Annotated in this window: 23 protein-coding genes and 1 pseudogene; 11 read left to right on the forward strand and 13 right to left on the reverse strand. The window is 72.7% G+C overall.

The features are described from left to right. Positions 1-80 precede the first annotated feature (80 nt). The 6 genes and pseudogenes from ACFYYT_RS10565 to ACFYYT_RS10590 all read right to left on the reverse strand — a co-directional run bounded on the left by ACFYYT_RS10565 (position 81) and on the right by ACFYYT_RS10590 (position 7,053). A complete protein-coding gene (locus ACFYYT_RS10565; protein WP_351825466.1) occupies positions 81-1,148 on the reverse strand; it encodes a BMP family ABC transporter substrate-binding protein in 1,068 nt (355 codons plus the stop codon). 242 nt (positions 1,149-1,390) lie between these two features. After that, positions 1,391-2,635 carry an amidohydrolase gene (locus ACFYYT_RS10570; protein WP_351825524.1) on the reverse strand — a complete coding sequence of 415 codons (1,245 nt, stop codon included), beginning with the start codon at positions 2,633-2,635 and terminating at the stop codon, positions 1,391-1,393. A gap of 137 nt (positions 2,636-2,772) precedes the next feature. Further along, positions 2,773-4,002, reverse strand: coding sequence for a hypothetical protein (locus tag ACFYYT_RS10575; protein WP_351825464.1), 1,230 nt, complete (start codon positions 4,000-4,002; stop codon positions 2,773-2,775). Between the two features lie 40 nt (positions 4,003-4,042). Then, the gene (locus ACFYYT_RS10580; protein ID WP_351825522.1) at positions 4,043-4,966 is read right to left on the reverse strand and encodes an N-acetylneuraminate synthase family protein; all 924 of its coding nucleotides are present in this window, start codon (positions 4,964-4,966) and stop codon (positions 4,043-4,045) included. 348 nt (positions 4,967-5,314) lie between these two features. Further along, positions 5,315-5,704, reverse strand: a pseudogene (locus tag ACFYYT_RS10585) (cytidylyltransferase domain-containing protein); the annotation flags it as partial. Further along, positions 5,701-7,053, reverse strand: coding sequence for a DUF6716 putative glycosyltransferase (locus ACFYYT_RS10590; RefSeq protein ID WP_351825462.1), 1,353 nt, complete (start codon positions 7,051-7,053; stop codon positions 5,701-5,703). The gene ACFYYT_RS10590 and the pseudogene ACFYYT_RS10585, both read right to left, overlap by 4 nt. Positions 7,054-7,208: 155 nt before the next feature. Here ACFYYT_RS10590 and ACFYYT_RS10595 point away from each other — a divergent pair, with 155 nt between their 5' ends. Both ACFYYT_RS10595 and ACFYYT_RS10600 read left to right on the forward strand, forming a co-directional pair. Next, positions 7,209-8,237, forward strand: coding sequence for a glycosyltransferase family 2 protein (locus ACFYYT_RS10595; RefSeq protein WP_351825460.1), 1,029 nt, complete (start codon positions 7,209-7,211; stop codon positions 8,235-8,237). After that, positions 8,234-9,610, forward strand: coding sequence for a polysialyltransferase family glycosyltransferase (locus ACFYYT_RS10600; RefSeq protein ID WP_351825458.1), 1,377 nt, complete (start codon positions 8,234-8,236; stop codon positions 9,608-9,610). The genes ACFYYT_RS10595 and ACFYYT_RS10600 overlap by 4 nt, the downstream gene beginning before the upstream one ends. Positions 9,611-9,632: 22 nt before the next feature. On the opposite strand, the gene leuE is transcribed toward ACFYYT_RS10600, so the two are convergent. After that, positions 9,633-10,283: a leucine efflux protein LeuE gene (leuE, locus tag ACFYYT_RS10605; RefSeq protein ID WP_351825456.1), complete on the reverse strand. Its 651-nt coding sequence runs from the start codon at positions 10,281-10,283 to the stop codon at positions 9,633-9,635. Between the two features lie 249 nt (positions 10,284-10,532). Here leuE and ACFYYT_RS10610 point away from each other — a divergent pair, with 249 nt between their 5' ends. After that, positions 10,533-11,420 (forward strand): L,D-transpeptidase family protein, encoded by an 888-nt coding sequence (locus tag ACFYYT_RS10610; protein ID WP_351825454.1) that lies wholly within the window; start codon positions 10,533-10,535, stop codon positions 11,418-11,420. A gap of 294 nt (positions 11,421-11,714) precedes the next feature. Here ACFYYT_RS10610 and ACFYYT_RS10615 read toward each other — a convergent pair whose 3' ends face one another. Together ACFYYT_RS10615 and ACFYYT_RS10620 are read right to left on the reverse strand one after the other, a co-directional pair. Continuing rightward, the gene (locus ACFYYT_RS10615; RefSeq protein WP_351825452.1) at positions 11,715-12,737 is read right to left on the reverse strand and encodes a hypothetical protein; all 1,023 of its coding nucleotides are present in this window, start codon (positions 12,735-12,737) and stop codon (positions 11,715-11,717) included. Further along, a complete protein-coding gene (locus ACFYYT_RS10620; protein WP_351825520.1) occupies positions 12,737-13,489 on the reverse strand; it encodes an RNA polymerase sigma factor in 753 nt (250 codons plus the stop codon). Before ACFYYT_RS10620 ends, ACFYYT_RS10615 begins: the two co-directional genes overlap by 1 nt. 474 nt (positions 13,490-13,963) lie before the next feature. On the opposite strand from ACFYYT_RS10620, the gene ACFYYT_RS10625 reads away from it, so the two are divergent. From ACFYYT_RS10625 to ACFYYT_RS10655, 7 genes are all read left to right on the forward strand, one after another. Further along, positions 13,964-14,479, forward strand: a complete 516-nt coding sequence (locus ACFYYT_RS10625; RefSeq protein WP_388607449.1) for a 2-oxo-4-hydroxy-4-carboxy-5-ureidoimidazoline decarboxylase — start codon at positions 13,964-13,966, stop codon at positions 14,477-14,479. 152 nt (positions 14,480-14,631) lie between these two features. Continuing rightward, positions 14,632-15,012, forward strand: a complete 381-nt coding sequence (gene sdhC / locus ACFYYT_RS10630; RefSeq protein ID WP_351825450.1) for a succinate dehydrogenase, cytochrome b556 subunit — start codon at positions 14,632-14,634, stop codon at positions 15,010-15,012. Between the two features lie 5 nt (positions 15,013-15,017). Beyond that, positions 15,018-15,500 carry a succinate dehydrogenase hydrophobic membrane anchor subunit gene (locus tag ACFYYT_RS10635; RefSeq protein WP_351825448.1) on the forward strand — a complete coding sequence of 161 codons (483 nt, stop codon included), beginning with the start codon at positions 15,018-15,020 and terminating at the stop codon, positions 15,498-15,500. Positions 15,501-15,524: 24 nt separating this feature from the next. Further along, positions 15,525-17,279: a succinate dehydrogenase flavoprotein subunit gene (gene sdhA / locus ACFYYT_RS10640; protein WP_351825446.1), complete on the forward strand. Its 1,755-nt coding sequence runs from the start codon at positions 15,525-15,527 to the stop codon at positions 17,277-17,279. After that, positions 17,279-18,046 carry a succinate dehydrogenase iron-sulfur subunit gene (locus tag ACFYYT_RS10645; protein WP_150518208.1) on the forward strand — a complete coding sequence of 256 codons (768 nt, stop codon included), beginning with the start codon at positions 17,279-17,281 and terminating at the stop codon, positions 18,044-18,046. Before sdhA ends, ACFYYT_RS10645 begins: the two co-directional genes overlap by 1 nt. A gap of 203 nt (positions 18,047-18,249) precedes the next feature. Beyond that, complete coding sequence (locus ACFYYT_RS10650; protein WP_351825444.1) at positions 18,250-18,855, forward strand: Uma2 family endonuclease; 606 nt, start codon at positions 18,250-18,252, stop codon at positions 18,853-18,855. Positions 18,856-18,932: 77 nt separating this feature from the next. Beyond that, positions 18,933-19,664: a TetR family transcriptional regulator gene (locus tag ACFYYT_RS10655; RefSeq protein ID WP_351825442.1), complete on the forward strand. Its 732-nt coding sequence runs from the start codon at positions 18,933-18,935 to the stop codon at positions 19,662-19,664. Between the two features lie 4 nt (positions 19,665-19,668). Here the strand turns inward: ACFYYT_RS10655 and ACFYYT_RS10660 are convergent, their stop codons facing one another. After that, a complete protein-coding gene (locus ACFYYT_RS10660; protein ID WP_351825440.1) occupies positions 19,669-20,931 on the reverse strand; it encodes an MFS transporter in 1,263 nt (420 codons plus the stop codon). Between the two features lie 107 nt (positions 20,932-21,038). Here ACFYYT_RS10660 and ACFYYT_RS10665 point away from each other — a divergent pair, with 107 nt between their 5' ends. Next, positions 21,039-21,560, forward strand: a complete 522-nt coding sequence (locus tag ACFYYT_RS10665) for a MarR family transcriptional regulator (protein ID WP_351825438.1) — start codon at positions 21,039-21,041, stop codon at positions 21,558-21,560. On the opposite strand, the gene ACFYYT_RS10670 is transcribed toward ACFYYT_RS10665, so the two are convergent. The 3 genes from ACFYYT_RS10670 to ACFYYT_RS10680 form a co-directional block, all read right to left on the reverse strand. Further along, positions 21,547-23,103 carry an ABC transporter substrate-binding protein gene (locus ACFYYT_RS10670; protein ID WP_351825436.1) on the reverse strand — a complete coding sequence of 519 codons (1,557 nt, stop codon included), beginning with the start codon at positions 23,101-23,103 and terminating at the stop codon, positions 21,547-21,549. The genes ACFYYT_RS10665 and ACFYYT_RS10670 overlap by 14 nt on opposite strands. A gap of 99 nt (positions 23,104-23,202) precedes the next feature. Continuing rightward, positions 23,203-24,525 carry a metallophosphoesterase gene (locus tag ACFYYT_RS10675; RefSeq protein WP_351825434.1) on the reverse strand — a complete coding sequence of 441 codons (1,323 nt, stop codon included), beginning with the start codon at positions 24,523-24,525 and terminating at the stop codon, positions 23,203-23,205. Further along, on the reverse strand, positions 24,522-24,767 hold the full coding sequence (locus tag ACFYYT_RS10680; RefSeq protein WP_351825432.1) for an SCO4848 family membrane protein: 246 nt from the start codon (positions 24,765-24,767) through the stop codon (positions 24,522-24,524). The genes ACFYYT_RS10675 and ACFYYT_RS10680 overlap by 4 nt, the downstream gene beginning before the upstream one ends. Positions 24,768-24,865: the final 98 nt, after the last annotated feature.

A 24,865-nucleotide genomic window follows, 5' to 3' on the forward strand; every position in this document is an offset into this window, starting at 1 on the left:
AACGGACACGGCACGGGGCCCGGAAGCGGTAGAGACCGCTTCCGGACCCCGCAGACCGCGAAGGTTCGTCAGACGGGGCCTTACGGCGTGGTCTTGACGGTGATCTTCTTCGCGATGATGTCGGCCTTGGCCTTCTCCACCGCGGCGATGACGTCCGTCATCTCCTTGTACTTCGGGTTGGAGTCGGCCAGGCCGACGCCGTTCTTGTCGAGGCCGTAGCGGATCTCACCGGTCTCGGGCTTGCCGTCCTTGACCGACTTGATCAGGTTGTAGACGGAGTCGGAGACGTCCTTGGTGACCGAGGTCAGGATGTGGTCCTTGTACTTCGACAGACCGGCCTGGTTGTACTGGTCGGAGTCGACACCGATGGCCCACGCGCCCTTGGCCGAAGCGGCCTCGATCGCGCCGGAGCCGGCCAGACCGGCTGCCGCGTAGATCACGTCGGCGCCCGCGTCGAGCTGGCCCTGCGCGGCGGCCTTGCCGAGGTCGGGCTTGGAGAAGCCCTCGAAGTTCGGCGGCTGCGAGAGGTACTTGGAGAGCACCTTGGCGTTCGGGTTGGTGTCCTTGACGCCCTGGGCGAAGCCCGCCTCGAACTTCTTGATCAGCGGGACCTCGACACCGCCGATGAAGCCGACCGTGCCGGACTTCGACGCCTTGGCGGCGGCGACGCCGGCCAGGTAGGAGCCCTGCTCCTCGTTGAAGACCAGGTTCGCGATGTTCGGGGCGGTCACCGAGGTGTCGTCGATGATGCCGAACGTGATGTTCGGGTACTTCGCCGCGACCTTCTTGATGGCCGGGGCGTAGGAGAAGCCGACGCCGATGACCGGGTTGTTGCCGGAGCGGGCCAGCTCGGTGAGGCGCTGGACCTTGTCGGCCTCGCCCTCGCCGTCGGTCGGCTCGGCTTCCTTGCCGCCGATCTTCAGGTCCTTCTTGGCCTTTTCGAGACCGGCGAAGGCGGCGTCGTTGAACGACTGGTCGCCGCGGCCACCGATGTCGTACGCGATGGCGGCGCTCGCGGCGGCCTTGGCGGTGCCGTCGGAGGACGACGGGGCGGCGTCCGAGGACTTCTTACCGCCACAGGCGGTGGCCGAGAGGGCCAGCGCCGCGGACGCGATGCCCACGGTGGCGATCCTGGTGATCCGGCGCAAGGGGAGGCTCCTTCAAAACCTGACCGAAGCGCCACGACCGGCGCTGGTTTCGCCGCGATCGTAACGCGCGTAGATGTCAGTTAAAGGCCCGTTCATGAGTCGTTATCGGATCGTCGTGAACCGGACAGTGACCGATCGGTAACTGCACCGATGTCCAGCCCTTGTGTACCAAGGGCTGGACAGCTCCACCAGCGGACCGGCGGCCGGTGTACAGACTTTGCCCCCGCTTTGCCGCCCGCGGTCTACCGGGCGGTGGCCCCGCGGCGGCCGTCGAGCAGGGCCGCGGCGGTGAAGAACTCCACGCCGACGCCGATCGCGCTCTCGTCCACGTCGAAGTCGCCCCGGTGCAGGTCGTGCTTGGCGGTGTCACCGGGCCTGCGGACGCCGAGGCGGGCCATGGCGCCGGGGACGTGCTCCAGGTACCAGGAGAAGTCCTCCCCGCCCAGGCTCTGCTCGGTGTCCTCGACCGAGCCCGCACCGCGGCGGGCGGCCATCGCCTCCCGGAGCAGTTCGGTGACCACCGGGTCGTTGACCACCGGCGGGACCCCACGCACGTGGTTGATCTCGAACTTCGCGCCGTGCATGGTGGCGACCTCGTCGATCGCCGCGTGGATCATGTCGGGGGCCTCGTACCAGGCGTTCAGATCGAGGCAGCGCACGGTGCCGGACAGCTCCGCGTGCATCGGGATGACGTTGCAGGCGTGCCCGGCCTCGATGCGGCCCCAGGTGACGGACATGCCCGAGCGGGCGTCCATCCGCCGGGTCAGCAGGGCCGGGACGTCGACGGCGACCCGGGCGGCGGCCGTCACCAGGTCGGTGGTCAGGTGCGGCCGGGCGGTGTGGCCGCCGGAGCCGGACAGGCTGACCTCCAGGCGGTCGCAGGCCGAGGTGATCGGCCCCGGCCGCAGGCCGATCCGGCCCGCGTCGACGCGGGGGTCGCAGTGCACCGCGATGATCCGGCCCACCCCGTCCAGCACCCCGGACTCGATGGCATCGCTCGCGCCGCCCGGCAGCACCTCCTCGGCCGGCTGGAACAGCAGCCGCACCGGGTGGGGCAGCAGCCCCTGGCGGTCGAGGTCGGCGAGCACCAGGCCCGCCCCCAGGACGACGGCCGTGTGCACGTCGTGCCCGCAGGCGTGGGCGCGGTCCGGGACGGTGGAGCGGTAGGAGACGTGCGTCTTGGCGTCCGGGATCGGCAGGGCGTCGATGTCCGCGCGCAGGGCCAGCATGGGCCGCCCCCCGTCCCAGGTGCCGACGTCACAGATCAGCCCCGTGCCGGACTTCAGCACGCGGGGGCGCAGGCCGGCCTTTTCCAGCCGTGCCTTGATCGCCGCCGTCGTGCGGAACTCCTGGTGTCCTAGCTCGGGATGCATGTGCAGATCCCGCCGGAAGGCGATCAGTTCGGCACGCAGGTGGTCCGGAAGCTTGCCGGGCAGCTCGGGCCGGTCGGGCTTGCCGGGCAGGGCGGTCGGGGACTCGCGGGACATCAACTGGTTCACCCGTTGAAGGGTAGGCCCACGGATGGCTCAACTGGCTGGAGATCACCAAAAGTTCATGCCGTTAGGGGAAAGAAACCCGGCCTCTGGACGCATGACCGGTTGCGGCCGGGGGTAAACTCGCGCGCTCATCCGGCCGCGGGAGCGGCCTGAGCGGGCAGTCTGCGCACATCACGGGCCGTGTCGGTGACGCCCGCGAGGAACCCGCGGGCCCGGGGCGAGGCGGCGGCCGTGAGCCAGGCCGGGTCGATATCGCATACCGCCACCGTCACGCCAGTGCCGGTGAGCGCGTAGGGCAGCGTGTGGACGACGGTGGACGGAAAGCTGACGATCGTACGGCCGACCGGGCCGCGCCGGGCGATCAGCTCCAGCGGCAGGTCCGGACGGACGATCTCCAGCCCGGCCGCCTCGCTCAGCGCGCGCAGCTTCTCCGGGGATTCGCGGCGGTGCGCGAAGTAGCGGGTCACCCCGTGTTCCAGGGTCAGGGCGCGGACCGCGTCCAGATAGCGGGCCGGATCCACCACGCCGGTCTCCACCAGGGAGGTGCCGACCAGGTCGGTGCCCCTGGTCAGCCGGGGCGGGCCGAAGCGGGAGCGGGTCCAGGCGAAGTCGTTGACGCGCAGCTCCATCCCGGGCAGCGGGGTGACCGGCATCGAGGTGAACACCTCCATGGCGCGCCCGCCGCGCGGCGTCAGCCGCCGCCGGGCCGTCCCCGACACCGGGGCGTACGCGAGTTCGCGCGCCCGGGCCAGGGCCCCGCCGCCGGTTCTGTGCCAGCGGCGCAGCCGCTCCCCGCGCCCGAGCTGCGCCACGAACTCCATGGTGGCGGTGCCGTCGTCCACGACGACCAGTTCGGCGCCCCGGGCCGGGACCAGCAGCAGCTGCACGAGGCGGGAGAAGGGGTCGCCGACGACGATCCGCTCGGCCCGGCGCACGGCGGCGGCGAGCGTGGTCAGGGCTCCCAGGGGGCTGCCGGAGCCGCCGCGGGCCTCCTGCCAGCGCACGGTGTGGCCTTCGTCCCGGGCGAGGGCGGCGACGCGGCGCAGTTGCCCGCGGGACATGGGGTCGGTGGGCGGCAGGACGATGATGTGCGGGCCGTGGTGGGCCCCCGGCCCGGGCGGGCCGTCCTGCGGGCGGCGGCCGGCCAGGGGGCCGGGCTGGCTCGGGACGCCGGACAGCAGGGGGCCGCACCGGTGGGGGCCGTCCCCCGTCCGGGCGTCGGTCTCGGGCTGGTGCCGGGCCTGGGCGGCCGCCTGGGCGTGCGCCTGGGCCTGCGCCTGGGCGTGCGCCCATTCCAGCACGTTGAGCAGCTGGACCGGGCTCTCGACCAGGGCCAGGGTGCGGGCGGGGGAGTTCACCACGGGTCTCCGCTCTGCGAGGAGGAGGGGTGGGGCCGGATCAGAGCGCGGCCGGGACCTGGCCGTCCTGGCCCTGGAAGCGGCGGAGCTTCTTCATGGGGCCGAGCTCGGACGCGTAGACGCGCTTGACGCCGTCGCCGAGGGCGGTCTCGATGGTGCGGATGTCGCGCACGAGGCGGGCGAGGCCGCCGGGTTCGACGGAGGCGGCCTGGTCGGAGCCCCACATGGCCCGGTCGAGGGTGATGTGCCGCTCGACGAAGGTGGCGCCGAGGGCGACCGCGGCGAGGGTGGTCTGCAGGCCCGTCTCGTGGCCGGAGTAGCCGATCGGGACGTTCGGGTACTCCTCCTGGAGCGTGTGGATGACGCGCAGGTTGAGCTCCTCGGCCTTGGCCGGGTAGGTGGACGTGGCGTGGCAGAGCAGGATGTTGTCGCTGCCGAGCACCTCGACGGCGTGCCGGATCTGCTTCGGGGTGGACATGCCGGTGGACAGGACGACGGTGCGGCCGGTGGCGCGCAGGGCGCGCAGGAGCTCGTCGTCGGTCAGGGAGGCGGAGGCCACCTTGTGGGCGGGGACGTCGAACTTCTCCAGGAAGGCGACGGCCTCGGTGTCCCAGGGGGAGGCGAACCAGGCGATGCCGCGGTGGGCGCAGTGCTCGTCGATGGCCAGGTAGTCGGCCTCGCCGAACTCGACGCGGTGGCGGTAGTCGATGTACGTCATCCGGCCCCAGGGGGTGTCGCGTTCGACGTCCCACTGGTCGCGCGGGGTGCAGATCTCGGGGGTGCGCTTCTGGAACTTGACGGCGTCGCAGCCCGCTTCGGCGGCGGCGTCGACGAGCGCGAAGGCCGTGCCGAGGTCGCCGTTGTGGTTGATGCCGATCTCGCCGACGACGTAGACCGGCCGGCCGGGGCCGGCGGTCCGTGAACCGAAGCTGCGCAGGCGGGAGTTGGCGGTGACGTCGGTCATGGCGGGGGGTGTCCTTCGTTCGGTGGGGGCGGGTGCGGGGCGTGCGGGGCGGCCCGGCGGGTCGAAGAGCGGGGCCAGGAGGCGGGCGCGGGCCAGGTCGTGCGGGTCGTCGATCTCCAGGACCCGCGCCGGGTCGGCCGGTACGGGCAGGACGCGGCCGAAGAAGCGGTGCCGGGCGGCGCGGAAGCCGGCCGCGTCCATGGCGTACGCCGCGCCGGTCTCCAGGAGTTCGGCAGGGCGGTCCTGGCGCCGGGGCCGGTGAGCCGCCTCGTGGTTGACCCCGGCGCCGTGGCCGTCGGGCCCGGACCGCCAGAGGAAGCCGTGGAAGGGGGCCGCGGTCAGGGCCGAGTCCGCGGCGCCCGAGGCCACGGCGGCGGCCACCGCCTCCACGTCGGAGGCGGTCAGGAAGGGGCTGGTGCACTGGACCAGGAGGAGCACGTCCACGGTGAGGGAGTGCAGTTCCTCGAAGGAGTCCAGGGCGTGCAGCAGGGCGGCCTCGCTGCTCGCGGTGTCCCCGGACAGGGCCGCGGGCCGGGTGATCACATCGGCCCCGGCGGCCTTGGCGGCCGCCGCGACCCCGGGGGAATCGGTGGAGACCACCACGTCGGTGACGGTGGGCGCGGACCGGCAGGCCCGTACCGCGCGGGCGACGAGCGGGATCCCGCCGACGGGCGCCGTGTTCTTGCCGGGCACGCCCTTGGAGCCGCCGCGGGCCGGCACCACCGCGAGGACCCTCACAGCTCGCCCAGCCGTCGGATCACCGGGGCCACGCGCTGGACCCCGTGCCGGTAGGCGCCGCGGGCGGCTTCGCGCAGGTGGGAGCGGAGCCAGCGGCGCGCCCCGGACTCCCCTGCCGCGCGGGCTGCGGCCCCGGGCAGCGGGGTCCCGTCGGGGGCGAGGTGGTGGCGGGCCAGGATCCCGGGGAGGTAGCCGGGGGCGGTGGCGAGCGTGTAGTACGGGGCCACGGGCGCCCTCGGGGCCGGCCCGAGCAGCTGCGCGATCCGGGCCCGGGCGGCGGCGTAGGGGTCGGCCGCGCCGGGGGCGACCCCCTGGGCGGCGAGCCAGGCGGGGTCGGCGGCGGGCAGCAGCCCCTCGTCGAGGCGGTCCCAGGAGGTCAGGCAGCCGGAGCCGAGGAAGTGGTGGTTGCCGAGGGCCTCACGGATGCCGAGGTCGGTCAGGACGGCGGTCGGGATGCCCCGGTGCAGGGATTCCAGGGCCGCGGTGGAGGAGACGGTGACCAGCAGGTCGGCGGCGTCCAGCACCTCCCCCATGTTCCCGTACACCAGGCGGCAGTTGGGCGGGAGGCCGCCGGGGAGCCGCTCGGCGAGGCGCTGGTAGGGGTGTTCCTCCAGGTGCGTGGTGTGCTCGCCGGGCCGGCTGCGGAGTTTGACGAGCACCTCGCGGTCCGGGTGCAGGCGGGCGTGCCGGGCGGCCCGTTCCAGGAGGTAGGCGCGGTCGGTGCGGCTCTCGGGGACGGAGGGCTGCACCGCGAAGACGACCCGGTGGGTGCGGCCCCCGGCGCTCTCGTGGGGGGCGCCGTCCAGGAAGGGCAGCGCGGTCTCGACGACGGCGTCCGGATCGGCGCCCGCGCCCCGGTACACGGCGCGGAAGCGGGCGGCGTCGTGGCGGGAGTTGGCGAGGACCAGGTCGGCGCCGTGCCGCAGCAGGAGCCCGTCGGCGAGCTTCTCGTAGACGACGCCCACGTAGCCGGTGACGAGGACGGGGCGGCCGGACGGGTGCGGCCACAGGGCGCGCACCCCGTGCAGGACGGCCTGGACGGCGCCTCCGACGAGGGCGAGGACGACGACGTCGTAGTGCTGCCGGGCGAGTTCGGCGAGGAACTCGGCGCAGGTCACCTCCGCCGGGCCGCGCTCGGCCGCCACGCCCGCCTCGCCGAGCTGGCGCGCGGTCGGGGTGGCCCGGCCGCGCAGGACGTACCCGGTGGGTGCGGGGGCGCCGGGGGCGAGGCGGCGTGCGGTGAGGGCGCCCCATTTCCAGCGTGTGTCGGAATCGGCGAGTACGGCGATGCGTTGATCGGCCCGGCTGCTGCTGAGTGGCACTGGCACCCGGCAGAAGCTATTCCGCATTTCCGGTGATCGGCCCAACGAGCGCACAACGGCGGGTTAACAACCCGTCGACGAAATGCGAAAGCGCCCGGGTTAACGCGTCCGCCCCGCGTCGTTCACATGGAATCCGCATCCGGGCCATGGTGAATGCCGGGCCGCGTCCTAATGTCTCGCAGGTGCTCAAGCTCTCTGTTGTCGTGCCGTTCTACAACGTGCAGACATACGCGCCCGACGTCCTGAAGGGGCTCGCACTCAACGCGCGTGCCGATTTCGAGTTCCTGCTCGTCGACGACCGCTCCACGGACGGGACGCCCGGGCTGCTGGAACGCGCGGCGGCGGGCGGCCTGCCCGGGGCGGTGCACCTCAGACGGGACCGCAACGGCGGTCTGGCGACGGCCCGCAACACCGGCCTGGACGCGGCGCGCGGCGAGTACATCGCCTTCCTGGACGGCGACGACTGGCTCGCGCCCGGCCACCTGGCCCGCACGCTGGCCGCCATCGAGGCCCTGAGCTGCGATTTCGTCCGCACCGACCATGTGCAGGTGACGGGCCGGACGCGGAGCGTGCAGCGGGTGCCGTACGGGCCGCAGGGGGTGGTGGGCGATCCGCGCGCCGGGATCCTGCCGGCCTCGCGGGCCACCGCGGTGGACTACCCGTACGCCTGGGCCGGGATGTACCACCGGCGGCTGCTGGACCGCGGGCTGCTGCACTTCACGGACGGGCTGCGCACGGCGGAGGACCGCCCGTGGATCTGGCGGCTGCACCGGGAGGCGGAGTCCTTCGCGGCGATCGGGGAGGCCGGAATCTTCTACCGGCGCGGTATTTCCACCTCGCTCACCCAGATCGGGGACGAGCGTCAGCTCGATTTCATCCGGGCATTCGACCAGGTCCTGTCGGACACGGCCGCCGATCTTGAATCCGAACTCCTGCTCCCCAAGGCCGTCCGAACGTATTGTGCAATTATCGCGCACCATATCGGCTCCATCGAAAGGTTCGAACCGGCCGTGGCGAAAAAACTCCGTCTGATGAGTGCGGAAGCCCTCGGGCGCATGCCCCGGCCGCTGCTGGACCGGGCGCTGGCCTCGATGGACGCCGACCGTTCCGCGCTCCTGCGCAGGCTGCTGCGCCGCCGCGGCCCGGCGGGGGCGGGCGCGGGGGCGGGCGCCGGGGCGGGGACGGCCGGGGGCTCCGGGGCCGCCGCGTGAACGGGGGCCGCGTCACCCAGCTCTTCCTCGCCTCCACCCTCTACGGGACGGCCACCCTCGCCGCCGCCCTCGACGCGGGCGTCCTCCCGCCGGCCGGCCGCCGGATCCTGCTGACCAGCAACCACTCCCCCGCCCCCGAGGTCACCCCCGGCATCGAGGCCATGCCCGGCTTCGCCGCGCTGCGCACCCGCTTCGACGAGGTCCTCGACTGGAACGCGGTCCTCGCCCCGCAGCACCCGAGCGGCTGGGCCCCCCGCCCCGACGACGTCCCGCTCTGGGAGCGGCAGTTGCGCACCCTGTGGGGGCTCGGCGAGGACCGGGTCGAGCTGGTGGTGGAGTCCCTCCAGGTGCCGCCCGCGCAGAGCCTGTGCCAGCTCTTCCCGGGCGCCGCGATCGACGTCTACGCCGACGGGCTCATGTCGTACGGCCCGACCCGCTTCCGCCTCGACCCGCAGATCGGCATGCGGGTCCGCCGGGTCCTGCACCTGGACCTCGTACCGGGTCTGGAACCCCTGCTGCTCACGGAGTTCGGGGTGCCGGCCGAACCGGTCCCGGGCCCGGCCTTCCGCAAGGTCCTGGCCGAGCTGTCCGGCCTCCCGGACGACTGCGGCTACACGCCCCCGGAGCCCCCGGAGCCCCCGGCCCTGCTGCTCGGCCAGTACCTCTCGGCGCTGGAGCTGATGACCCCGGCGCAGGAGGAGGAGCTGCACGTCGCGATGGTGCGCGGGGCCGTCGCGCGGGGCCACCGGGAGCTGGTCTTCAAACCGCATCCCTCCGCCCCGGCCGCGTACTCCCGCGGCGCCGAGGCGGAGGCCGCCCGGCTCGGGGCGCGGCTGACGGTGCTGGACGCGCCGGTGCTCGCCGAGACCCTGTACGAGCGGCTGCGCCCGGCGCTGGTCGCGGGCTGCTTCTCGACCGGGCTGCTGACCGCCCGGACCCTGTACGGGATCCCGGTCGCGCGCACCGGGACCGGGCCGCTGCTGGCCCGCCTGGCCCCGTACCAGAACAGCAACCGGATCCCGCTCACGCTGGTGGACGCCCTGGTCCCGGAACTCGCGCCGCAGGACGGCCCCGGCCCCGGCGGTACCGGCACGGACGGTCCCGGCCCCGACGGCCCTGCCGACCTCACCGGGCTGGTCACGGCGGTGGGCTTCACCATGCAGCCCCGGATCCTCGCCGGCCGGCGCGGGGCGGCCGAGGCCTACCTGGCCGGGCAGCTGGACGACCGGACCTGGCGCTACTTCAAGCGCCGGCGGCTCACGGTGCTGGGCCTGCCGGGCGGAATCCCCGCGCAGCTGTCCTTCCTGCCCCGCAGCCCGGCGGTGCGCCGGGCCGTGCACCGGCTGCGCCGCCGGCTGGGCCGGGCCGCCTGACCCGCCGCCCGGCCGGGCCGGTTCAGCCGACGGCGAGCTTGGCCGCGAAGCCCAGGAAGATCACGCCCGCCGCGGAGGTGGCCCCGGCCGCGAGCCGCTTGCGCCGGCGGAAGGCGGCCGACAGCCGGGTGCCGGTGAAGATCAGCGTGGACAGGTACAGGAAGCTGACGAGCTGGGAGACGGTCCCCAGCAGCAGGAACGACAGCGCGGGGTAGCGGTACTGCGGGTCCACGAACTGCACGAAGAAGGACAGCAGGAAGAGGATCGCCTTCGGGTTGAGCAGGCTCACCACCAGCGCCCGACGGAACGGCCGCTCGGCCGGGCCGGCGGGCTCCTCGCCGGCCGGCACCGCCACCTCGCGCGACCTGCGCTCGCGCCACATGGCCAGGGCGCCGCGCAGCATGCCCACCGCCAGCCAGCCCAGGTACCCGGCGCCGAGCACCTTGACCACCGTGAACAGCACCGGGCTCGCCTGGAGCAGCGCCCCCGCGCCGACCGCGGCCAGCACCATCAGGACGGTGTCCCCGGCGAACACCCCGGAGGCCGCCTTGTAGCCCTCCTTCACCCCGCGCCGGGAGGCGACGGAGAGCACGTAGAGGGAGTTCGGCCCGGGCAGCAGCACGATCAGCACCACGGCCGCGAAATAAGTAGGAAGATCTGTCACACCCAGCATGAGCAGGAGTGTCCCATGAGGACGCACCTGTCCCGCCAGTGAATTTCACGAGCCGGACCCAGGGGCCCGGCGGGCGGCGGACCATGACGCGAAACCCCCCGTGGCCGTGCGGCCGGCCGGTCGCGGGCTGGTACAACCGTGGCCCTGACGACAGCGGGTCACAAAGACGCAACGGCGGGCCACCGTCCGCAACTTTCCACGCCCACGGCGCATCACCTAGGTACACGACGTTGAAAACGGGGGACCGCCATGCAGCACCGCCAGAGAGTCCTGATCCGCACGCTCGGCCTCGCCGCGGCCGTCGCGCTGGCCGCGACGGGCTGCGGCCCGCAGAAGGGCGACGCCGGACCGGCCTCGCCGTCCGCGCCGGTGACGGGGTCCACCCCGGCGGGTTCCCCCTCGGCGCAGGGTGACGCGAAGCCGGGCGAGTCCTCGCCCGCCGCCTCCCCCACGGCCGGCGCCTCGCAGCAGGCGTCCGCGTCCTCCGCCCCGCAGGCCCCCGGCGTGAAGCCGATCATGGCGAACGGGGACGAGAGCGACCAGATCCGCGACCTCCAGGCGCGGCTGCGGCAGCTGAAGCTGCTGTCCACGGCGCCCACCGGGTTCTACGGCTCGAAGACGACCGCCGCGGTCAAGACCTTCCAGTCCCAGCACGGGCTCGGCGCGACCGGTGCCGTGGACGAGGCCACCTGGAAGAAGGTGCAGGGCCTGAGCAAGAAGCCGACGGAGGAGGAGCTGCGTCCGCCGACCACCAACGAGGTCGACGCCCCCGACCCGCGCTGTATGCAGGGCCGGGTGATGTGCATCAGCAAGGAGAGCCGCACCCTCGCCTGGATGATCGACGGCAAGGTCGTCTCGACGATGGACGTGCGCTTCGGCTCGGAGAACACGCCGACCCGCGAGGGCCTGTTCGAGGTGGGCTGGAAGGCCAAGGACTGGACGTCGACGATCTACCACACGGCGATGCCGTACGCGATGTTCTTCAGCGAGGGCCAGGCCGTGCACTACTCGGCGGACTTCGCGGCCCGCGGTTACGCCGGGGCCTCGCACGGCTGCGTGAACGTCCGGGACAAGGCCAAGCTGTCGGCGCTGTTCGACCAGGTGAAGGTGGGCGACAAGGTCGTCGTCTACTGGTGAGGCCGGTCGGAAGTTGAGGGCGCGGGCAGGGCCGGGGGAACGTGCCCCGCCCGCGCCGGTTGCGCAGAGCCCAGGGGTACGGGGGGAACCCCGGCTCGTGCGCGGCCGATGACCAGTCGGCTCAATATGTACTGCGCCGGGCCTCGCGAAAGTGTTACTGCGCTGCACTCCGGCCAGGGGGTGAACCTTTCCACGAACGTTTCGGCGAACCAGGAGGGCGGCGTTCCCGCACGTCGCACCCCTACCGCCGTCCCGTCAGCCGTAGGCGATTTTCAGCCAGATGCAGCCGGTGTGTCAGCGCGAGCTGAAGCCCAGCGCGCCGCCCGGCTTGGCGCTCGGCACCTTGAGGATGGCATTGCCGGGGTCGACGGAGCCGCTCTGCGGCAGACCGTCGCGGGCCCCGTCCAGCAGCGCCTCGCAGAACCGGGCGATCTTCGCGGGGGCCCCGGCCAGCTTGGTGAGGCGCTCGCGGCGGTCGTCGTTCATCCGGCCCGAGCGGTAGGCCTCGCACAGGTCGGCGGCCTTGCCCTGGCCGCCGTCCTTGTCGTGGTCCCGGCCGCCCGCGGCGGCGCCGCCGTCCAGCTTGTCGGTGAGCTTGTCGCGGCTGCCGTCGGTGCCCACGCCGAAGCCCATGCCCGCGGTGGGTGCGCCGGACGGCTGCGACAGCCCGGCCGGGGGGTCGCCGGGGAGCGTACGGGTGTCCGTGCCGGGCAGCCGCGACACGCCGGGGCCGGGCGGCACCGTACTCGCGCCGCCCCGCTCCGGGGTGGGCCGCAGCTGCGGGACGAGGGTGGGGCCGGCCCCGTCCGCGGCGGGCGCCGGGTCCTGGTCGGCACGGACCGACACGGCCGGGGCGGGGCCCGCGGTGTGATGCGTGACACGGTCCAGCAGCCCGCCGGTGGCGGCCGCCGCGATCCCGCCGACGGCGACCCCGGCCAGCGCGGCCGCCAGCCCGAAGCGGGCGGCCGTCGATCCGCGCCGCTGCGCGGGGATCCGTACGGGGGGTACCGGGGCCAGGTCGACCAGCGGCTCGGCGGCGCCGCCCGCGTGCGCCGCACCCGGGGCCGCGGCAGGGGCGGTTCCGGGCGCTGTCGCGCGCTGCGCCCGGGCCGCGCGGAACGCCGCCAGGGCGGCGGCCTCGCCGGGCAGTTCGCGGGCGGCGGAGCTCGGCGGGGTCAGGGAACCGAGGGCGGCGCGGAGCCGGGCGGCCTCGGCCCGGGCCCGGGGGCCGGCGTCGGGGGCGAGGGGGCCGGTGCCCGCGCGCAGCAACTCCTCCGCCGTGGCCCTGTCCAGCCACGCGTTGTGCTCGTCGGCCATCACATGTCCTTCTGCGTCCGCCAACGTGAATGCGTCACACCGGTCGGTTCCACCAGGCCCCCCGCCCGCGCGCGCTGCGCGGGCACGGCGTCGAGGTCGCGCTCCCGGGCCTGGTCAACGGCATTATGACCGACCGGCCGCAGCGGCCCCGCGCCGCGAGCCGGCGCGAGTTCGGCCGGACCGGCGGGACCGGCGGGCCCGGACTCGGCGGTGAGCAGTTCCGCGAGCTTCTTCAGGCCTCGGTGCGCGGCGGTGCGGACGGCGCCCGGCCGCTTGCCGAGGGTCTCGGCCGCGCTCTTGGCGTCCAGCCCGACGACCACGCGCAGCACGACGGCCTCGGCCTGGTCCTGGGGGAGCTGGGCGATCAGCGCCATGGTGCGGCCGGTGGACAGGGCCTCCATGGCCTCGCCCGCCGTGTCGCAGTCGGCGGCCCGTCCGGTCAGTTCGCTCTCGTCGCCGCCGATGGCGGGACGGCGGCCGCGCATGCGGATGTGGTCGAGGGCCCGGTTGCGGGCGATGCGGGCGGCCCAGCCGCGGAAGCGGTCGGCGTCGCCGGTGAACGAGTCGAGGTCGCGGGCGATCTGCAGCCATGCCTCGGAGGTCACGTCTTCCGCGTCGCCGTCGCCGACGAGCGTGCGTACGTATCCGAGCAGGCGCGGGTGCACGGCGCGGTACACAGTCCGGAACGCGCTTTCGTCGCCGTCCTGCGCCGCGAGCACCGCGGCGGTCAGCTCCGCGTCGTCCCCCAGCAAAGTCCCCAACCCGTTCGACGTCCTGTACGTGTGGCGCAAATCCGCACGTTACGGCTTTCGCGCGCCTCTCGTCCACGAGTTGTACAACCAGCGACCGAGCCTGTGCGGAGCGGGGTGTGACACAAAACGCACTCCGGGCGCTGACAGGGGTACGGGCTTGTCGCACGAGTCCGTGACGGATGGCGGCCGGGGCCTCTCCTGTGGGGGGTGGCGGCTTCGGCCGCCCTCCCCTTTTCACGGCCCCTCCCCCTTCCGGCCCCTCCCTTGCCCCGATCCGGCCGGATCACCCCTGTCCGGGTCATCCTTTCGGCTCACTTCCGGGTGAAATCACCTCGTGAGCGGGCCTCTCCCCCTCCGCGCTCGCTAGCGTGGCCGTACACCCCGCGCCACGCCCCGAGGAGAACTCCGCTGTCCAGCCACCTTCCGGCACAGGTCCGCGGCCCGGCCTCCGACCCCGAGAGCGGGCTGGCGCGCTTGAACTCCCTGCCCCTCGACACCGCCAGGACGGCCCTCGCGCACTGCTGCGGCAGCCTGCGGTGGGCGCACCGGGTGGCCGCGCACCGCCCGTACCCGGACACCGCGTCCCTGCTGGCGGCGGCCGACGAGGCCGCGTACGACATGTCCCAGGGCGACCTGACGGACGCGCTCGCCCGGGAGTCCTCGGCGGAACTGGGGCACGGGGCCCCGTACGCCGCGCTGCTCGCCCTCGACGCGGCCCGGGCGCAGTACGAGCGCACCTTCGGGCACGCCTTCGTGATCTGCCTGGACGGGCACCCGCCGGCGGAGCGGGTGGACCAGCTGCTGGCCGCGATCCGCCGCAGGCTGGCTCACGAGGTGGACGAGGAGCGCTCGATCGCGGCGGACGAGCTGCGCCTGGTCGCCCGCTCCCGGCTGGCCCATCTGCTCGACCGGCTGGCCGGTCTGCACCACCCCGACCCGGACGATGGGCTGTCTGAGGCCGATTTCGGGCTATTCGCCCCTGTGGGATAGTCCGTCCGTGCCTGTTTGATCACACCGATGGACCCGGCGCAAGGGAACCGACAAAGCGTCGCTACGATGTCCGGGGCCGGAGGACCGTACCCGGCCGGGCCCGACCGACAAAGAAGCCGGCTGGCCCCCGCCCCGCTTCCGGAGGGTTTTCCGTGCCGGCTGGAACGTTGTACCGCGGCCGGGAAGGAATGTGGTCCTGGGTGGCTCATCGAGTCACCGGCGTCCTCATCTTCTTCTTCCTGTTCGTACACGTCCTCGACACCGCACTCGTCCGCGTCTCACCCGAGGCGTACGACGATGTCGTGGCTACCTACAAGACGCCGATCGTCGCGCTGCTGGAGTACGGCCTCGTGGCCGCCATCCTCTTCCACGCGCTCAACGGTCTGCGCGTCATCGCAGTGGACTTCTGGGCCAAGGGCCCGCGCTACCAGAAGCAGATGCTCTGGTCCGTCGTCGTCGTCTGGATCATCCTGATGGTCGGGGCCCTCTACCCCGTCCTCGGGCACGCCTACCGCGTTCTGTTCGGGAAGTGACACGCATGTCTTCTGACACTTCTTCCGCCCGGGCGATCGGTGACGTCGAGGGAGTCTCGCTCTACGACGTCGACAACCCGGCGCCGTACATCGAGGCCCCGCGCAAGCGCACCGGCAAGACCCCGCGCTCGACCCGCGGCAACTTCGAGATGGCCGCGTGGCTCTTCATGCGCCTCTCGGGCATCGTGCTGGTCGTCCTGGTCATCGGCCACCTGCTGATCCAGCTGGTGCTGGACGGCGGCGTCTCCAAGGTCGGCTTCGCCTTCGTGGCCGGCCGCTGGGCGTCCCCGTTCTGGCAGGTCTGGGACCTGCTGATGCTGTGGCTGGCCATGCTGCACGGCGCGAACGGTCTGCGTACCGTCATCAACGACTACGCGGAGCGCGCCAACACGCGGCTGTGGCTGAAGGGCCTGCTCTACACCGCCACGGTGTTCACCATCCTTCTGGGCACGCTGGTGATCTTCACCTTCGACCCGAACATCCGCTAGGCACGGGCTGAGGCGAATCGACTCATGAAGATCCACAAGTACGACACCGTCATCGTCGGCGCCGGTGGCGCCGGCATGCGCGCCGCCATCGAGGCGACGAAGCGCAGCCGCACCGCCGTGCTGACGAAGCTGTACCCCACCCGCTCCCACACGGGCGCCGCGCAGGGCGGCATGGCCGCCGCGCTGGCCAACGTCGAGGACGACAACTGGGAGTGGCACACCTTCGACACGGTCAAGGGCGGTGACTACCTGGTCGACCAGGACGCCGCCGAGATCCTGGCGAAGGAGGCCATCGACGCGGTCCTCGACCTCGAGAAGATGGGCCTGCCGTTCAACCGCACCCCGGACGGCACCATCGACCAGCGCCGCTTCGGCGGGCACTCCCGCAACCACGGCGAGGCGCCGGTCCGCCGGTCCTGCTACGCCGCGGACCGCACCGGCCACATGATCCTCCAGACGCTGTACCAGAACTGCGTCAAGGAGGGCGTGGAGTTCTTCAACGAGTTCTACGTCCTGGACCAGCTGCTGGTCGAGGTCGACGGTGTGAAGAAGTCGGCCGGCGTGGTCGCGTACGAGCTCGCCACCGGTGAGATCCACATCTTCCAGGCGAAGTCCGTCATCTACGCCTCCGGCGGCACGGGCAAGTTCTTCAAGGTGACCTCCAACGCGCACACCCTGACGGGTGACGGCCAGGCGGCCTGCTACCGCCGCGGTCTGCCGCTGGAGGACATGGAGTTCTTCCAGTTCCACCCGACGGGCATCTGGCGCATGGGCATCCTGCTGACGGAGGGCGCCCGCGGTGAGGGCGGCATCCTCCGCAACAAGGACGGCGAGCGCTTCATGGAGAAGTACGCGCCGGTCATGAAGGACCTCGCGTCCCGTGACGTCGTCTCGCGCTCCATCTACACGGAGATCCGCGAGGGCCGCGGCTGCGGTCCCGCCGGCGACCACGTGTACCTGGACCTGACGCACCTCCCGCCGGAGCAGCTCGACGCCAAGCTCCCGGACATCACGGAGTTCGCGCGCACCTACCTGGGCATCGAGCCGTACACGGACCCGATCCCGATCCAGCCCACCGCGCACTACGCCATGGGCGGCATCCCGACGAACGTCGAGGGTGAGGTCCTGGCGGACAACACCACCGTCGTCCCGGGCCTGTACGCGGCCGGCGAGGTCGCGTGCGTGTCGGTGCACGGCGCCAACCGCCTGGGCACCAACTCGCTGCTGGACATCAACGTCTTCGGCAAGCGTTCGGGCATCGCGGCGGCCGCGTACGCGCACGCCAACGACTACGTCGAGCTGCCGGAGAACCCGGCGCAGCAGGTCATCGACCTCGTCGAGCACCTGCGCAACTCCACGGGCAGCGAGCGGGTCGCCGACCTGCGTCTGGAGCTCCAGGAGACGATGGACGCGTGCGTGATGGTGTTCCGTACGGAGCAGACCATCAAGACCGCGGTCGAGAAGATCGCGGAGCTGCGCGAGCGCTACAAGAACGTGTCCGTCCAGGACAAGGGCAAGCGCTTCAACACGGACCTGCTGGAGGCCATCGAGCTGGGCAACCTGCTCGACCTGGCCGAGGTCATGGCCGTGTCCGCGCTGGCGCGCAAGGAGTCCCGCGGCGGTCACTACCGCGAGGACTACCCGAACCGCGACGACGTCAACTTCATGCGCCACACCATGGCGTACCGCGAGGTCGGCGCCGACGGCAAGGACTCCGTCCGCCTGGACTACAAGCCCGTCGTCGTCACCCGCTACCAGCCGATGGAGCGTAAGTACTGATGGCCACCCCGACCCTCTCCAAGACGGACGCGATGGAGGCGGCGGCCGCCGCCTCGCCGTTCATCACGGTCACCTTCCGGATCCGCCGCTTCAACCCCGAGATCTCCGACGAGTCTCAGTGGCAGGACTTCCAGATCGAGATCGACCCGAAGGAGCGCGTGCTCGACGGTCTCCACAAGATCAAGTGGGACCTCGACGGCACGCTGACGTTCCGTCGCTCGTGCGCGCACGGCATCTGCGGCTCGGACGCGATGCGGATCAACGGCAAGAACAGGCTCGCCTGCAAGACGCTGATCAAGGACATCAACCCGGAGAAGCCGATCACCGTCGAGGCCATCAAGGGCCTCACGGTGATGAAGGACCTCGTCGTCGACATGGAGCCCTTCTTCCAGGCCTACCGCGACGTCATGCCCTTCCTGGTCACCAAGGGCAACGAGCCGACGCGCGAGCGCCTGCAGTCCGCCGAGGACCGCGAGCGCTTCGACGACACCACCAAGTGCATCCTGTGCGCCGCGTGCACGTCCTCGTGCCCGGTGTTCTGGAACGACGGCCAGTACTTCGGCCCGGCGGCGATCGTCAACGCGCACCGCTTCATCTTCGACTCGCGTGACGAGGCGGGCGAGCAGCGCCTGGAGATCCTGAACGACAAGGACGGCGTGTGGCGCTGCCGCACGACCTTCAACTGCACCGATGCCTGCCCGCGCGGCATCGAGGTCACCAAGGCCATCCAGGAAGTCAAGCGCGCCCTGATCACGCGCCGCTTCTGACCTTCCCGGCGCCCGGCCGAAGCCCCTCCCCCAGGACCACGTCCCGGCGGAGGGGCTTCGTCGTCTTCTCACCCCGGGGGGTGAAGGAGCGCGCGGAAGAACCTTTCATCCGACGAACGGCCCCACGGACGGCGGTACCGTCACCGGCGTCGCTTGAACCGGAGCGCCGTCCGCACCCACACTGAGAGAAGGAGGTGCTTTCCATGTCCGCTCTCGCCCACGAGGCGCCGTGCGACCCAGGTCTCGACGAGGTCCTCTGGCAGGCCTGGAAGGCGATGGACCTTCCGGAGGGCTACCGGGCCGAGATCATCGAAGGGTCCATCGAGGTGTCTCCCACCGGCCGCCGCCGTCACACCGTCCTCGTCCACCGCCTGCGCAAGGCCCTTGAGTCCCGGCTGACGGACAGCGGGGTGGAGGTCTACCAGGACGGCAACCTCATCCACGGCCGCAAGGTCTGCATCCCCGACCTGTTCGTCGCCCCTGAGGACCTGGACGAGATCCCCGACGAGGAGGGACTGGGGGTGGACGCCACCCGCGTCTCCCTCGTCGCCGAGATCGTTTCACCGGGCCACGAGGCCCACCGCCGGGACCACATCCGCAAGCGCCGCTGGTACGCGCGGGCCGGGATCCCCGTGTACGTCGTCATCGACGACTTCGAGGGTCAGGGCACGGTGACGGTCTTCAGCGGGCCGGACCCCGAGAGGGGCGAGTACGCCACCAGGACCGCCGTCGCGTACGGGACCCCGGTCACCGTGCCCGACGGGCCGGCCAAGGGCCTGGAGATCACCGGAGCCCTGACGCGCCCTTAGCCGGCCGGGGCAGAAGCGGAGCCGGGAGCACCGGCCTGTGCCGAGCGGTGGGCCCCGCCCCGATAGGGTCGGACACCGTGACAGATCAGAAGGCGCCCAAGAGCGAGCAGACCCGCACGCTCATCCTCGAAACCGCGCTCCGGCTCTTCCAGGAGCGCGGGTTCGACAAGACGACCATGCGGGGCATCGCCAAGGAGGCGGGGGTCTCGGTCGGCAACGCGTACTACTACTTCGAGTCGAAGGAACACCTGGTCCAGGGCTTCTACGACCGGATCGGCGCCGCGCACCAGACCGCGGTCCGGCCGATCCTGGACCACGAGCCCGATCTCCAGAAGCGGCTCGCGGGCGTCCTGACCTCCTGGCTCGACATTGCGGCCCCGTACCACGAGTTCGCCTCGCAGTTCTTCAAGAACGCGGCGGATCCGGAGAGCCCGCTCAGCCCCTTCTCGCCGGAATCGGAACCGGCCCGCAAGGCGGCCATCGACATCCACCGCGAGGTGCTGGCCGGCGCGAAGACCAAGGTGCCGGCCGAACTGGCCGACGTACTGCCGGAGCTGATGTGGCTCTCGCAGATGGGCCTGGTCCTGTACTGGGTGTTCGACCGCTCCCCCGACAGCGAGAAGACCCGGCGGCTGGCGGAGCGCGGTGCCCAGCTGACGACGCGCGGCATCGTCCTGGCCCGGTTCCGGGTGCTGCGCCCGCTGGTGCGGGAAGTGCACGAGCTGTTCGCCGACTTCCTGCCGGGCATGGCCCAGACGGCGGTCTCGCGCGGCCGGCGGGCCTCGGACCCGCACCCCGGGGAGGAGTGAGGGCTCAGCGTGCGCCCAGGACCAGCAGGGCGGCGACGGCGGGTCCGAAGGCGCCCCCCAGCTGGTAGCAGAGGGTGAACAGGCCGATGGCGGCGGGCCGGTGGGCCGGGTTCCCGGCGGCGCCCACCGCGTGGGTGGACAGGACGGCGTTGGCGGAGCTCGCGGTGAACACCCCCGCGGCGGTGGCCGCCAGCAGCAGCGGACCCGAGGTGGCGAAGATCCCGGTGAGGGCGGCCAGTGCCCCGACGGCGACGAGGACCGTACGGACGGCCGTGCGGCCCATCCGGGCCGAGGCGGCGGCGAGCGGCCAGCTCAGCGCGGACCCGGCGAGCAGCGCGACCAGCTGGCCGGTGCCCGCGGCGGCGGTGTCCCAGCCGGCGCGGTCGGCGAGCAGCCGGGGCACCGAGAAGAGCAGGGTGAAGTAGGACGCCGAGAGGGCCAGCGCGAGGAGCGCCGACAGGACGAAGACGGGCCGGCGCAGCAGCGCGGCGGGGACGAACCCGTCGGGCCGGCGGCGTACGTGCAGGGCGAGCGGGACCACGGCGACGAGGGCCCCGGCGAGGGCGGCGAGCGGGGCGGCCGGCAGCAGGACCAGGGCGGTCGCGAACGCGGTCAGCAGGGCGGCGCCCCGGCCGTCGAAGCGGCCCGGCGAAGGCGGGAGCTGCGCCCCGGCGTGCCGGCCGACCGCGGGTACGGCGAGCAGGGCGAGCGCGGAGACGGCCAGGGCGGCCCGCCAGGACACGGCGTCGGAGAGGGCCCGGCCGAGCAGCGGTCCGGCGGCGCCGAGCATGCCGAATCCGGCGCTGATGACGCCCATCCGGCGGGCGGAGCCGGCCAGGCCGATCGCGGCGGCCACCAGCCCGGCGCCCCCGGCGGCCTGGGCGCAGCGGCCGGCCATCGCGAGCGGCAGCCAGGGGGCGGCGGCCAGCAGCAGGGTGCCGCCCAGGACGAGCAGGGTGGACACCTTGAGCAGGGCGGGCAGGCCCCGGCGGCGCAGCAGTCCGGCGAGCAGCGGGGTACCGACGGCGGTGGCCCAGCCGAAGGCGGTCAGGAGCCAGGTGGCGGTGTCGGTGGTGACGCCCAGCGAACGGGCCATGCCGGGGAGGATCAGCACCGGGGCGTTGGCCCCGGCGGCGAGCGGGGTGGCCAGCAGGGCCAGCCAGAGAACGGGGACGGGCGCCGCTCCCCCGTCGGGGGTCTTCGCCCCGGTGGTGGCCTTGCTCGTACTGGCCGTGGCGGTGGCCGTGGTAGCCGTGGTGACCGTCATCGATGCCCACTCCCCTTGTGCCTCAACATTGACAATCTCAACATTGAGATAAAATCAGGCCGACTGCCTCAACGTCAAGTGTCTTAACGTTGAGGTAATCTGCGGGCATGGAGAAGGACACGGTGGCCATGTTCATCGGCCAGTGGGAAACGGAACGCCCCGACCTCGCGGAAGCGCTGTGGCCCGTCGAGGTGCTCGCCCGCATCCAGCGGATGACCCGGATCATCGACAAGCAGCTGAAGGCCTTCGTGGCCGGACACGGCCTGGAGGTGGGCGAGTTCGACGTCCTCACCAGCCTGCGCCGGTCCGGCCCCCCGTACGCGCTGACCGCGGGCGCCCTGATCCCGGCCGCCATGGTGACCTCGGGCGCCATCACCAACCGGATCGACCGGCTGGAGGCCAAGGGCCTGGTCGAGCGGGTGCGCGACGGAGCCGACCGCCGCTCGGTACGGATCCGGCTGACCGAACGCGGCCGCGAGGTGAGCGACGGCGTGATGGAGGAACACCTGCGGCACTACGCGGAGCTACTGGCCCCGCTGGACCGCGCCGCCTCCGCACAGCTCGCCGGGGCGCTGCACACCCTCCTGCTCGCGCACGGCGACACCGCGCCGGCGCCTACAGCCAGTTGAGCTCCCACAGGCGCCAGACGCCCGTGCCGTCGGAGAGGTACTGGGCGCCGCTGACGGCGTCGCGGGACATCACGTAGTCCTTCTTCTGCCAGATCGGCAGCATCGGGACGTGCTGCGAGACCAGCCGCTGGAGCTCGCGGAAGTCGGCGGCGGCCTCGGCCCGCTCCGAGAACGCCTGGGTGCGGGTGATCAGTTCGTCGACGGCCTTGTCGGAGAAGCCGTTGTTCATGCTGGAGCCCGCCCCGACCAGCGGCGCGAGGAAGTTGTCCGCGTCCGGGAAGTCGGCGATCCAGCCGATCGTGTAGGCGTCGAACTCGCCCGCCGCGTAGGCCTTCTGGAAGTCCTCCCAGGCTTCCACCGCCTTGATCTTCACCTGGAACAGGCCGGTCGCATCCAGCTGCCGCTTGATCTCCTCGGCCTCGGCGAGGTTCACGCCGCGCGCGTTGACGCCGAGCGTGAAGGTGACGGGCGCGCTGATCCCGGCGTCCCTGAGCAGCTTGCGGGCGGTGGCGCCGCTGGGCGCGGGGTAGGTGTCGAAGAAGGGCGTGCTGTGCGCCGCGATGCCCGCCGGGACCAGCGAGTACAGCGGGGTGACCGTGCCCTTGTAGACGTCCCCGGCGACCTTGGAGCGGTCCAGCACGGCGGCCGCCGCCTGGCGCACGGCGGCCTTCTCGACCGCCGATCCGGGGCGCACGTTGAAGACGACGCTCCGGGTCTCCGTACCACCGGAGGCCTGGTAGCGGACGTCCTTCAGGCCCGGGTTGAGGCCGGCGAGGACGGCCGGCGGCATGTCGCGGTGCGCGACCTCCAGCTGGTGGTCGCGCCAGGCCCGGTCCAGCTGCGCCGAGTCCTTGAAGTAGCGGACGGTGACCCGGGCGCGGGCCGGCTTGGCCTGTCCCCGGTACGCGGGGTTGGGCCTCAGCTCGGCGGAGCCGGCCGCCTTGTACGCGCCCAGCAGATAGGGGCCGGTGCCGTCGGCCTTGCCGTCCGTGCGCAGGGCCTTGGCCGGGTACCTGTCCTTGTCGACGATCGAGGCGGCGCCCGTCGCGATCTTGAAGGGGAAGGTCGCGTCGCGCGCGGAGAGGTTGAAGGTGACGGTGCGACCGTCGGCCTTGACCGATTCCAGGGTGGTGAAGAGCGGGGCCGGCCCCTGGTCGGAGTTGATCTGCTTGATGCGGTCGAAGGAGAACTTCACGTCCTGCGCCGTGACCGGGCGGCCGCCGGGGAAGGTCAGGTCGGGGCGCAGCTCGCACTGGTACGTGGTCAGCTTCTGCCCGATGAACTTGCAGGAGGAGGCGGCGTCCGGGACGGGGGTGTCGGAGCCGGACTTGATGGTCAGCAGCGACTGGTAGACGTTGCTGAACAGGGCCCAGGAGCCGGCGTCGTAGGCCCCGGCGGGGTCGAGCGCGGAGACGACGTCGGTGGTGCCGACGCGGACCGCGCCGCGCCCGTCGTCGCCGGCGGGCAGCAGCTGCCAGGCACCGACGCCGGCGACACCGAGAACCAGACCGGCCGCAATGATCTTAGAGCGGACAGACCGCATCCCCTGAACCCCGCTATTCGAACTAGGTATCCGACTATCGGTCACCCAATCACGGAAAAACAGCCACGGGAAGGGTCGTGTTGCCCGGTTCGGACCGGGTCAGGCCTGGTATGAGGCGAGTTCGACCACCGTGATGTCGGAGGGGGCCCCGACCCGTACGGGCGGACCCCAGGCGCCCGCCCCCCGGGACACGTACAGCTGGGTGTCGCCGTAGCGCTCCAGACCCGCGACGGTGGGGTTGGCGAGCTCGGCCAGGTAGTTGCCGGGCCACAGCTGGCCGCCGTGGGTGTGCCCCGACAGCTGGAGGTCCACGCCGTGCCGGACCGCGTCGTGGATGACCACCGGCTGGTGGGCGAGGAGCACGGCGGTCCGCGAGCGGTCACGGTCGCCGAGGGCCGCCCGGAAGTCGGGTCCCTGGCCCTCGCTCTCCCCCTGGACGTCGTTGACCCCGGCGAGGTCGAAGTGGGGCAGCTCGCGGCGGGCGTTCTCCAGCGGCGTCAGGCCCAGCTCGCGGACGTGGTCGACCCACTGCCGGGCCCCCGAGAAGTACTCGTGGTTGCCGGTGACGAAGTACGAGCCGAGGCGCGAGCGGAGCAGGCGCAGCGGCTCGGCGGCCGGGCCGAGGTCGTGGACGCTGCCGTCGACGAGGTCGCCGACGACGGCGATGAGGTCGGGCTGCGTGCGGTTGACGGTGTCCACGATGCGCTGCGTGTGCGCGCGGCCGAGGATTGGACCGAGGTGGACGTCGCTGACGACGGCGATCCGGAAGCCGTGCGCGGCGCGGGGCAGCCGGGCGAGGGGAACCCGTACGCGCTTGACGCGGGGCCCGCGGAGCACTCCGTACGTCCCCGTCCCGACGGTGGCGGCCGCGGCGGCCACGGCCGCGCCCCCGACCGCCCGGGCGACGAACACCCGCCGCGAGACGCCGTCCGGCGCCGCGGCGGCGGGGTCGCCGGCGCCCGCCCGCTGCGGGGCAGCGGCGAGGGCGGGCGTCGCCGGACCCGGCGGGGCCGGGCGGGCGGCGTCCACCGGGGCCGCCTGGTCCGCCGGGGCCGGAGCCGGAGCCGCCTGGTCCGCCGGGGCCGCGGCGGCCGGGGCGTTCCGCGTGAGGCGGCGCAGCCACAGGCGGCGGACCGGCTCCGCCACCAGCATCGCCAGCGTCAGGTACAGCAGCACCGCCAGCCACATGAACCCCGGCCACGCCACCAGCCGCTGCACCCAGAAGGGGGCCCCGGCCCGCCCCGAGGTCAGCGCCGCCAGCGCCAGCAGCGGCAGCGCGAAGGCCAGGACCGTACCCGCGCGGCGGGCCGCACCGCCCGCGCGGGTCGTGTCACGGACCAGCCGGATCCACAGCCACCGGTGGACCAGCACCAGCAGGGCCAGTACCGCGAGGACCGCCGCCACCACCACGAACACGGTCATCGTGTTTCACGCCGCAGAGCCCGCACGCCGCGCAACCCGATCACCCCAACGGCCGTCCCCAGGAGAAAGGAAGCCACCGCGAGGAGAAGGTGGACCCAGAAGTACGCAGTGGGGTCGCCGGCCGTGTCGAAGGACAGGCCGCTGCCGTTCTTCCACAAGTTCCGGACGAAGGACACCCAGATGAACCAGCTCCAGACTCCGAAGGCGAGCAGGAACCAGGAAGCGGTGCGGCTGAGTTTCATGTCCCCAGTATCGGATTCGTCCCCAGGACGGACGCGCCGGGGTGGGCCGTACCGGCGGTGGTTCTCCACGGATGGCTGGTCCGGGAGGGCGGACAGCC

This window comes from Streptomyces sp. NPDC002032, from assembly GCF_042890765.1.
In the GTDB taxonomy this organism is placed as follows: domain Bacteria; phylum Actinomycetota; class Actinomycetes; order Streptomycetales; family Streptomycetaceae; genus Streptomyces.

Coding starts and splice junctions, on each gene's coding strand:
- ACFYYT_RS10615 (WP_351825452.1), bottom strand. CDS start 12,737: ATGGCCGACGAGCACAACGCGTGGCTGGACAGGGCCACGGCGGAGGAG.
- ACFYYT_RS10675 (WP_351825434.1), bottom strand. CDS start 24,525: ATGACCGTGTTCGTGGTGGTGGCGGCGGTCCTCGCGGTACTGGCCCTG.
- ACFYYT_RS10635 (WP_351825448.1), top strand. CDS start 15,018: ATGTCTTCTGACACTTCTTCCGCCCGGGCGATCGGTGACGTCGAGGGA.
- ACFYYT_RS10650 (WP_351825444.1), top strand. CDS start 18,250: ATGTCCGCTCTCGCCCACGAGGCGCCGTGCGACCCAGGTCTCGACGAG.
- ACFYYT_RS10580 (WP_351825522.1), bottom strand. CDS start 4,966: ATGACCGACGTCACCGCCAACTCCCGCCTGCGCAGCTTCGGTTCACGG.
- sdhA (WP_351825446.1), top strand. CDS start 15,525: ATGAAGATCCACAAGTACGACACCGTCATCGTCGGCGCCGGTGGCGCC.
- ACFYYT_RS10570 (WP_351825524.1), bottom strand. CDS start 2,635: ATGTCCCGCGAGTCCCCGACCGCCCTGCCCGGCAAGCCCGACCGGCCC.
- leuE (WP_351825456.1), bottom strand. CDS start 10,283: ATGCTGGGTGTGACAGATCTTCCTACTTATTTCGCGGCCGTGGTGCTG.
- ACFYYT_RS10665 (WP_351825438.1), top strand. CDS start 21,039: ATGGAGAAGGACACGGTGGCCATGTTCATCGGCCAGTGGGAAACGGAA.
- ACFYYT_RS10645 (WP_150518208.1), top strand. CDS start 17,279: ATGGCCACCCCGACCCTCTCCAAGACGGACGCGATGGAGGCGGCGGCC.
- ACFYYT_RS10670 (WP_351825436.1), bottom strand. CDS start 23,103: ATGCGGTCTGTCCGCTCTAAGATCATTGCGGCCGGTCTGGTTCTCGGT.
- ACFYYT_RS10610 (WP_351825454.1), top strand. CDS start 10,533: ATGCAGCACCGCCAGAGAGTCCTGATCCGCACGCTCGGCCTCGCCGCG.
- ACFYYT_RS10660 (WP_351825440.1), bottom strand. CDS start 20,931: ATGACGGTCACCACGGCTACCACGGCCACCGCCACGGCCAGTACGAGC.
- ACFYYT_RS10680 (WP_351825432.1), bottom strand. CDS start 24,767: ATGAAACTCAGCCGCACCGCTTCCTGGTTCCTGCTCGCCTTCGGAGTC.
- ACFYYT_RS10590 (WP_351825462.1), bottom strand. CDS start 7,053: ATGCGGAATAGCTTCTGCCGGGTGCCAGTGCCACTCAGCAGCAGCCGG.